Below are 8,693 nucleotides of genomic sequence, written 5' to 3'. Positions count from 1 at the left end.
AACCACCACCCCCCGTCGAGCTCGCACTCCGCGCAGCCGGTACCGGACGGCGGGACCGTCGGGTCGATGTCGCTGAGGCTCATGGTCGTCCTGGTCGTGTCGGTGGTCGGCGTCGCGGACGAAGCGCTCCGCCAGCCTATGAGAGCGAACCGGATGCCGCGACCGCCGTCACCCGATCGGCTCCGCCGTCTCGCGCGCTGCGCGCGCCGACGACCGCACCGCGCCGACGCTCGCCGCGATCACGAGCGCGATGCCCGCGATCTCGAGCCACGTGAGGTCCTGGCCGAGCAGCAGGAAGCCCGCGAGCGAAGCCGTCGCGGGCGCGAGGCTCATGAGGATCGCGAACACGGCCGCCGGAAGCCGACGCAGCGCGATGAGCTCGAACGCGTAGGGAATCGTCGACGACAGGAGCGCGACACAGGCGCCGAGACCGAGCAGCTCGGGCCGCAGCAGGGCGGAGCCCGCCGACGCGATCCCGAACGGGAGCGAGACGACCGCGCCCACGGTCATCGCAAGGGCGAGGCCGTCGAGCTTCGGGAACTCCCGCCCCACGCGGGCCGACGCGAGGATGTAGAACGCCCAGCTCGCGGCCGCGCCGGCCGCGAAGACGACGCCGAGCGGATCGAGACGTTCCCAGCCGCCTCCGCCGAGCGCGACGACTCCCGCGAGCGCGAGCGCGGCCCACAGCCACGCCGAGGCCCGTCGGCTCGCGACGATCGACAGCACGAGCGGTCCGAGCACCTCGATCGTAACGGTGACGCCCAGCGCGAGCCGTTCCAGTGCGAGGTAGAAGAGCGCGTTCATCGCGGCGAGCACGAGGCCGAAGAGGGCGACCGACGTCCAGCCGCGACGCGAATGCCCGCGCAGCGACGGCCGGGCGATGAGCATCAGCACGAGTGCCGAGAACACGAGCCGGAGCATGACCATGCCGATCGGTCCGACGTCGTCGAACAGCAGCACGGCGAGCGAGGCACCCACCTCTTGGCACGCGAGACCGGCGATGACCAGCAGGATCGCCGGGGACGCCCCGGGGCGGCTCACTGCTGGGGCTCAGCCGAAGGGATCGGACACACAGCAAGCTTCGCGACGGTCTCGTGCTGCTGCTGCGCCGTCCAGGGCAGACCGGCTTCGGGGAGGGACTCGCCCGACGCCGGCGGAGCCTTCGACGCGATCGCGGCGAGCTCCCACGCCAGGTAGGCGGCGATGTTGCCGCTGGTCACGGAGTTGTTGAGGACGACTGCGACGGTGAGTCCGCTGTTCGGGTCGGACCACGCCGACACCGCGTAGCCGGGCACCGAGCCGAACTGGCCGACGAGCGGCCCGGCCAGCACGGCGCCGCCGTCGGCCGTGTACCACGTCGGCGCGCCGTTGTAGACGGGCTTCGGGTCGTCGAAGCGGTCGAGTTCTTCGGGGTCGAGGGCTCCCGCGGCGAGCGCCTGCACATAATGACCGAGGTCGTCGATGTCGGAGACGATTCCCGCGTCGGCGTAGCCGACGCTCGCGGAGAGCTCGGTGATGTCGAGCGGCTCCGTGCAGTTGAGCTCGCCGCCCTCGCCGGGCAGCGAGTGATGGCCGTGCAGCACGGGACCATCGTCGGCGACGGCGGTGTCCGACGCCGCCGGGAGGACCGTCGCGTCGAGCCCGAGCGGATTCGTCACGTGCTCCGCGACGAGGGCGGACAGCGAGTTGTTCGTCGCGCGCTCGAGTGCGAGGCCGAGCAGCACATAGCCCGCATCCGAGCTGGAGTATGCGGTGCCCGGCTGAACGTCTTGCGCCTGGCCGATCCCATAGCTCGCAAGCTCGCGCGGGTCCCACACACGCGTCGGGTTGCTCAGCCACAGCGGCGTCAGGATCCCGCCGTACGAGCCGAGGCCCGCCGTGCCGTCGCACAATTGCCGGAGCGTCACGTCGGACAGGTCGGGCACCCCGGGAACGTAGTCGGACACGCTGTCGTCGAGCGAGACGGTCCCGGCCGCGGCGACGTCGAACAGCACGTCGCACACCATGGGTCGAGTGATCCGAGCTGCGCGGAAGCGCATATCGGCCGTGACCTCGGCGCCGTCGGTCGGCGACTGCGTGCCGAGGCCGGCGACCCAGCTGCCACTCCACGGCGCCCAGACTCCGACGATCGCGCCGGATGCACCGGCCGCCGCCATCGCGTGTTCGACCGCCGACTGCAGCTGCTGCACGGTCTCTTCAGGGAGCGTGCGCTCGACCTGCGGCGGGACCTCTACGGTGACCTGTTCGGGGACTGCGCACCCCGCGAGGGCGAGTGAGAGCGCCACAACGGCCGCGACGGCGGCGACGACACGGTGCCGTCGGTGACCTCGGTGCATACTCACCCCCCGATGATCGTCACTCATTCAAACACAGGCCGCGGCGAGTCGACGAAGCCGATCCGTAGGCTTGACATATGACGCATCGATTCGACGACGCGGCGCTCGCCGGAGTGCTCGGCCACATGAACGGCGACCATGCCGACGACAACGCGCTCATCGCTCGCGCGTTCGGCGGCGGACGCGATGTCGTCTCGGCGGAGATGACCGGATTCGACGGTGCAGGCGCCGACTGGAAGGCGACGCTCGCCGACGGAACGACGGTCGACGTGCGCGTTCCGTGGCCGAGTGGCGAGATCACCGAACGGCGCGAAGTGCGTCGCGAGGTCGTGGCGCTCTACGACGAGTCCTGCCGGCGCCTCGGCATCGAGCCGCGGCCCCACGATTGAGCCAGGAGACCCGAAACCCCTCGTTCCGAGCTCGCAGGGACCGTACCGCGGGAATCGGGATAGGTAAGGCTGTCCTTACTGCCCTACAATGACGCCATGCCCGACGTCATCCCGTTCTCCGTCGCCCTGCGCGAGCGGTCCAGCGCAGCGCACTCCTCGAGCGAAGGCGCCGACTTCATGTCCGACCTCATGAAGGGCGACGGCACTCGCGACGACTACATCGCGCTCGTCGCCCAGCACTGGTTCATCTACGACGCGCTCGAGCGCGCGGCGGAGCGGATGCGGCGCGACCCCGTGGCATCCGCCTTCATCACCGACAAGCTGACGCGCCTCCCCGCCCTCGAAGCCGACCTCGAGTTCCTCATCGGGCCGGACTGGCGGGACCGGATCGAGCCGCTGCCGACGACGCGACGGTACGTGGAGCGCATCGAGAAGGTCGGCTCCACGTGGGCGGGCGGGTTCATCGCACACCACTACACGCGCTACCTCGGCGACCTGTCGGGCGGCCAGTTCATCGGCAGGCTCATGGCCCGCCGCTTCGGCTTCGAGACGAACGGCATCGGGTTCTACATCTTCCACGACATCGCCGACCCGAAGGCGTTCAAGGACGTCTACCGCGAGCAGCTCGACGCCGCGCCGTGGGACGCAGCCGAGAAGGAGCGCGTGATCGAAGAGGTGCTGCTCGCCTACCGCTTCAACACCGAGCTGTTCGAAGACCTCGCCGCCGCGAAGGCGGCAAAGGGCGCCGCGGTCGCCTGACCGCTCTTCGAAGCGAGACGGCTCAGGTGCGGGTCGCTTGACGCGCCTGGTTCATCCAGCGGGCGACATCGGGGTCGACGCGGATGTCGCTGGGCCGCAGCGGGCGCGTCAGATACAGCCCTTCGAGAGAGGTGAGGCGCGACAGCGCGACGTACGTCTGCCCGGGGGCGAACGCACCCGAGCCGAGATCGATGATCGCGCGGTCGTACGTCTTTCCCTGGGACTTGTGGATCGTGACCGCCCACGCGAGCCGCAGCGGGAACTGCGTGAACTCCGCGACCACCTCGCGCGTGAGCGACCGCGAGTTCGGGTCGTACGCGTAGCGGAACTTCTCCCACACCGCCGGCTCGACGTCGAACTCCTCGTGGTCGACCTGCACGCGCACGGTGCCGCCCGCGATGCGCGTGACGGTGCCGATCGTTCCGTTGACCCATCGCGGCGGTTCGCCGAAGGCCCCGATGTCGTTGCGGAGGAACATCACCTGCGCACCGACCTTGAGCTTGAGTTCGGGATCGGCCGGGTAGGCATCGCCGCGGCCGAAGTCGCCGTGGATCTCGGCGTTTGCCGTCTGCTCGCGACCGACGAGCTCGTTCAGGTGGCGGCGGTTGATGTTGTTGACGATGTCGTTCCGCGTCGCGAGCGTGATGATCGGGTGCTCGCCGTCGGCGGGGTCGGGCGGCCTGCGCGCGCCGGTGTCGTTGAGGATCTGCGCGATGTCGGCCGTGACACGTCCGTGCCGCACCGCGTTGAGCATCGCCTTGAATCCGGGGTCGGACTGCCGGTGGATCTCGGTGAGCTCACGCACGTTGAGGTGCGCCCCGAACGGGCCGAGGTCGGCGAAGCCGTCGATCGCGGGCCCGTCAGACAGCTGAGGCGGCCCGCCCGTCCACACGTGCGCGTCGAAGAACCAGAACGAGCGGTAGTGGTCGCGCACGTACCGCAGCTCGTCGCCGCGCGGCGGCACAGGCGCGAGCTGGTACGGATCGCCGAACATGACCACCTGCACGCCGCCGAACGGCTCGGCGCGGCGACCGCGGGCCTGGCGCAGCGACCGGTCGATCGCGTCCATGAGGTCGGCATTGACCATCGACACCTCGTCGATCACGAGCGTGTCGATCGCGTTGAGAAGGCGGCGCGTCGCATCCGACTGCGGCTCCTCGCTCTGCCCGATGATGCCCAGCGGCAGCTTGAACAGCGAGTGGATCGTCTGCCCCTCGACGTTGAGGGCCGCGACACCCGTGGGCGCGCACACGGCGATCTGCTTGGACGTGTTCCAAGCGAGGTGCTGCAGGAGGGTCGACTTGCCCGTGCCCGCGCGACCGGTGACGAACACGTGCTCGCGCGTGTCTTCGATCAGGCGGAAGAGCGCCTCCTGCTCGGCGGAGAGGGGCGGCGTGGTCACCGATTCATGGTAGTCAGACCGGATGCCGCGAGGCGCCGCGCACGCCGATCATGTCGTCCGGTGTCCGCCGCTGCACGGTGTGGAGGAGCCCTTCCTAGACTGGGACCGTGGACAAGGGGGCGGCCGGCACCGCACCCGGGCGCGCACAGACGCCCCCGGGTGAGCAGGCGACGCCGCCAGGCCATCCCCCCGTCGCGACAGCGCCGCCCGCCGACGCCCCGACGACGGTCATGACGGATGCCGCGCCCGCGGGTTCGGGCGAGGCATCCGTCTCTCGTTCTCGACGTTCTCTGCGCACCGACATGATCCTCCTCGGGATCGTGGGCGTCCTCCTGATCGGGGCGATCGCCGCCGGCGCCGCGGCGATGTACCGCATCTTCTACAGTCCTTCTGCATTCGTCGAGCGGTATGTCGGCCTGCTCGCCGACGGGCGCGCGACCGAGGCGCTCGCTGTGCCGGGCGTCGCGGTCGACTCCGCCGAGCTCGATGCGGCAGGGCTCTCGCCCGATGCGTCCGACGCCCTCCTGCGCCGCGCCGCCCTGGGCGAGATCACCGACGTGCGAGTCGTGTCGGAGCAGGCCCGCGACGGCGTCTTCGACGTGACGGTCACCTACCTCGCGGGCGGGTACGAAGGCACGACGACGTTCGAGGTCGAGCGCGAGGGCACGGTCGGGCTCGCGCCGACGTGGCGGTTCGCCGAGAGCCCGCTCGCACTCATCGAGCTCGAGGTCTCCGGGTCGATGGTGTTCGAGGTGAACGGGTTCTCGGTCGACAAGCGGCAGGTGTCGCCCGACGGCGTCGACGCCGACCCGCGGGCCCCGGTTTCGCTGCTGGTGTTCTCGCCCGGGATCTACTCCCTCTCCGTCGACACTGCGATCTCGTCGACGCCGGGGGTCGCGGTGCTCTCCGACAGCCCGCTCACGCGCATCCCGGTGTCGATCATCGCTCAGCCGACCGACCAGTTCCTCGAGGTCGTGCAGCAGCGCATGGAGGAGTTCCTCACCCAGTGCGCGACCCAGCAGGTGCTGCAGCCGACCGCGTGCCCGTTCGGGTACCCCGTCGAGGATCGCATCACGTCGCTGCCGGTGTGGTCGATCGTGGAGCAGCCCGCCGTAACGGTGGAGTCGGACGGAGCGGGCTGGCGCATCCTGCCGGCCGAGGCGGTCGCGCACATCGAGGTCGACGTCCAGTCGCTCTTCGACGGCTCGATCACCCACGTGAGCGAGGACGTGCCCTTCATCGTGACGGGCAAGATCTCGGTGCTCCCCGACGGGACGGCGTCGATCGTCGTGACCGGCCCCGACACGCAGTAGACGCTCGTCAGCGACCCGCCCGGGCCTCGCGCTCGTCGCGCGCGGCGAGTTCGGCAAGGTGGGCGTTGTACGCCTCGAGCTCGGCATCGCCGGTTCGGTCGGCGTGGCGGTCGCGGCGCTTCTGGGCGCGGTCATCGCTGCGACTCCATTGGATCGCGACGGTGATCGCGAGGATGAGCGTCGGGATCTCGCCGATCGACCACGCGACACCGCCGCCGATGTACTGGTCCTCGAGCGGTGGCGGGCCCCACGTGCGACCCATCGCCCCGAACCACTCCGAGACCATGAGGCCGGACTGCATCATGATCGCGATGCCGAAGAACGCGTGCATCGCCATGACAGCGATGAGCAGCACGAGCCGGAACGGGTACGGCAAGCGGTACGGCACCGGGTCGATGCCGATGAGCGACAGCACGAACAGGTAGCCCGAGATGAGGAAGTGCGCGACCATCCATTCGTGCCCGATGTGGTCGTACAGCGACCAGCGGAAGAGGTCGGTGAAGTAGAACGCCCACAGCGACCCGATGAAGATCGCAGCGGCCACGAACGGGTTCGTCACCACGCGCGCGAACGGCGTGTGCACCGCCCACAGGATCCACTCTCGACCGCCGCGCGTGCCGTCGTCGCGCTTGCGGATCGCGCGTGCAGCGAGGGTCACGGGCGCGCCCGCGACGAGCAGCAGCGGGATCGCCATCGTCAGCAGCATGTGCCCGATCATGTGCACGCTGAACAGGTAGTCCTGGTACGCGTTGACCGCGCCGCACGTCACCCACGTCAGCAGGACCATGCCGGCGACCCACATGATCGCGCGGTAGGCCGGCCACGCATCGCCGCGCCGACGCAGCCGCCACACGCCGGCGAGGTAGAAGAAGATGCCGAACCCTGCGACGGTGGCCCACAGCGGGTCGACCTCCCACGCGGTGATCCAGCGGATCGGGGTCAGCTCTGGGGGCAGTGGCGCTCCCGTGAGGATCTCTGCCGGCGTCCGCACCTCGGGCAGGTTCGCCGTCGTCGGCGGTGCCGTGCGCGAGAGCGCGACCGCGACACCGCTCGCGAGTCCCATGAAGCCGAGCTCGAGGGCGACGAGCCCCCAGAAGCGGCCGGATCCGGATGCCGCGGCCTGCTGCATCCGGTTGATCAGGCGCACGCGGTAGGCGGCCCCCAGGAAGCCGAGCGCGATGAGGGCCGCGATCTTGACGAGGAGGAGTGCGCCGTAGGGCGTCGCGAGGGCGTCCCACGCCCCGACGGCGATCACACCGCGGACCAGGCCCGAGGTGGCGACGACGATGAACGCCGCGAGCGCGATGCTCGAGTAGCGCAGCAGCGCGGCGTGCATATCCTTCGTCGACATGAGCGGGCGCACGACGACCATCAGCAGGAGTCCGCCCAGCCACACCGCCGCGGCGATCGTGTGGAGCACGATCGACATGACCGCCGTCGTGTGGTTCGCCTCTTCGCCCGAGTGCCCGAGCGTCGCCATCGGCACGAGGGACGCCACCGCGAGGATCGTCACGAGCAGCGTCGCCGTCCACGAGCGCACCGCGAACGTGAGCACGGTGAGCACGGCCCCGGCGATGACGGTCATGAGCCATGCGCGACCGGGCTCGGTCTCGGCGAGGAAGCGCCCGAGCTGTGCCCCGAACTGCGGGCCGATGTCGAACGCGGGGTTGAACGCGTCGATGAACGTGAGGAACCCGGTGACCCCCGCCGCGACGGTGAAGATGGCGGCCGAGATCGAGGCGGTGTCGAGCGCGGTGTCGAACTCGGTCGGCTTGCCGTCGTCCGGCGTGAGGCCCGCGCGAAGCGTGAACAGCGCGGTCACGAGGCATCCGACCATCCCCGCCGCGGCGAGGTTGACGAACAGCTTCGCGATCGGAAGACCCCACCGCGCGACGGGCCCGGGATCTCCGATCACGAGCGGCGCGGCACCCCCGCCGTACGCGAGCCCCGCGACGACCGCGGCGAGCGCGACCACGACGAGGATCGCGGGCCCGGCGGCCCGCAGCGCACGCGGGTTCATTGTTCCAGCCTACGTCGGCGGACGGCCGCTCCCGGCTTCGTCGCCGGGCATGCGAGAGGGGGCGCCGCGCGAACGCGGCACCCCCTCGTCAAGCGTGGTTCGCTGTGGTTACTTGACCGCAGCCTTGAGCTTCGAGCCCGCGGTGACCTTCACGCGCTTGCCAGCGGGGATCTTGATCTCCTCGCCGGTCTGCGGGTTGCGGCCCGTGCGTGCGGACGTGGCGACCTGCTCGAACGCGATCCAGCCGGGGATCGAGACCTTGCTGCCCTTGGCGACCGCCTCGGAGACGGTGGAGAAGAGGGAGTCGAGCACGCTCGACACGGCGGACTGGCTCTGCCCGGTCGCGCTCGCGATGCTCGCGACGAGTTCGGTCTTGGTGATGGACTTGTCAGCCATGTGGTTGTCCTCCACGGCGGCTCGTCGCCACCGTTTCATTGCGCGGACCGAGAGACTGCTTGCCCCCCGGCTTGGTCG

8 protein-coding genes are annotated in these 8,693 nt (G+C 70.2%); 3 read left to right on the top strand and 5 right to left on the bottom strand.

What is annotated here, in order from left to right; all coding sequences use genetic code 11:
• Positions 1-168 precede the first annotated feature (168 nt).
• Positions 169-1,041 (bottom strand): EamA family transporter, encoded by an 873-nt coding sequence (locus tag VFF97_RS08740; protein ID WP_325033109.1) that lies wholly within the window; start codon positions 1,039-1,041, stop codon positions 169-171.
• Complete coding sequence (locus tag VFF97_RS08735; protein ID WP_325033111.1) at positions 1,038-2,336, bottom strand: serine hydrolase domain-containing protein; 1,299 nt, start codon at positions 2,334-2,336, stop codon at positions 1,038-1,040. The genes VFF97_RS08740 and VFF97_RS08735 overlap by 4 nt, the downstream gene beginning before the upstream one ends.
• Before the next feature lie 77 nt (positions 2,337-2,413).
• On the opposite strand from VFF97_RS08735, the gene VFF97_RS08730 reads away from it, so the two are divergent.
• Both VFF97_RS08730 and VFF97_RS08725 read left to right on the top strand, forming a co-directional pair.
• The gene (locus tag VFF97_RS08730) at positions 2,414-2,725 is read left to right on the top strand and encodes a DUF2470 domain-containing protein (RefSeq protein WP_325033108.1); all 312 of its coding nucleotides are present in this window, start codon (positions 2,414-2,416) and stop codon (positions 2,723-2,725) included.
• 96 nt (positions 2,726-2,821) lie between these two features.
• Positions 2,822-3,484, top strand: a complete 663-nt coding sequence (locus tag VFF97_RS08725) for a biliverdin-producing heme oxygenase (protein WP_325033107.1) — start codon at positions 2,822-2,824, stop codon at positions 3,482-3,484.
• Between the two features lie 22 nt (positions 3,485-3,506).
• Here VFF97_RS08725 and VFF97_RS08720 read toward each other — a convergent pair whose 3' ends face one another.
• Positions 3,507-4,886, bottom strand: coding sequence for an ATP-dependent DNA helicase (locus tag VFF97_RS08720; protein ID WP_325033106.1), 1,380 nt, complete (start codon positions 4,884-4,886; stop codon positions 3,507-3,509).
• A 230-nt stretch (positions 4,887-5,116) separates the two neighbouring features.
• Between VFF97_RS08720 and VFF97_RS08715 the strand changes: the two genes are divergently transcribed.
• Positions 5,117-6,199: a hypothetical protein gene (locus VFF97_RS08715; protein WP_325033110.1), complete on the top strand. Its 1,083-nt coding sequence runs from the start codon at positions 5,117-5,119 to the stop codon at positions 6,197-6,199.
• A gap of 7 nt (positions 6,200-6,206) precedes the next feature.
• Here VFF97_RS08715 and VFF97_RS08710 read toward each other — a convergent pair whose 3' ends face one another.
• Complete coding sequence (locus tag VFF97_RS08710; RefSeq protein WP_325033105.1) at positions 6,207-8,219, bottom strand: cytochrome c oxidase assembly protein; 2,013 nt, start codon at positions 8,217-8,219, stop codon at positions 6,207-6,209.
• A 108-nt stretch (positions 8,220-8,327) separates the two neighbouring features.
• Positions 8,328-8,615: an HU family DNA-binding protein gene (locus VFF97_RS08705; RefSeq protein WP_179487083.1), complete on the bottom strand. Its 288-nt coding sequence runs from the start codon at positions 8,613-8,615 to the stop codon at positions 8,328-8,330.
• Positions 8,616-8,693 lie beyond the last annotated feature (78 nt).

This window comes from Microbacterium sp. (assembly GCF_035687345.1).
In the GTDB taxonomy this organism is placed as follows: domain Bacteria; phylum Actinomycetota; class Actinomycetes; order Actinomycetales; family Microbacteriaceae; genus Microbacterium.
Note: the sequence above shows the minus strand (reverse complement) of the source record. Positions and strands in the feature narration are given on the sequence as shown.

Coding starts and splice junctions, on each gene's coding strand:
- VFF97_RS08735 (WP_325033111.1), bottom strand. CDS start 2,336: ATGCACCGAGGTCACCGACGGCACCGTGTCGTCGCCGCCGTCGCGGCC.
- VFF97_RS08730 (WP_325033108.1), top strand. CDS start 2,414: ATGACGCATCGATTCGACGACGCGGCGCTCGCCGGAGTGCTCGGCCAC.
- VFF97_RS08725 (WP_325033107.1), top strand. CDS start 2,822: ATGCCCGACGTCATCCCGTTCTCCGTCGCCCTGCGCGAGCGGTCCAGC.
- VFF97_RS08715 (WP_325033110.1), top strand. CDS start 5,117: ATGACGGATGCCGCGCCCGCGGGTTCGGGCGAGGCATCCGTCTCTCGT.
- VFF97_RS08710 (WP_325033105.1), bottom strand. CDS start 8,219: ATGAACCCGCGTGCGCTGCGGGCCGCCGGGCCCGCGATCCTCGTCGTG.
- VFF97_RS08705 (WP_179487083.1), bottom strand. CDS start 8,615: ATGGCTGACAAGTCCATCACCAAGACCGAACTCGTCGCGAGCATCGCG.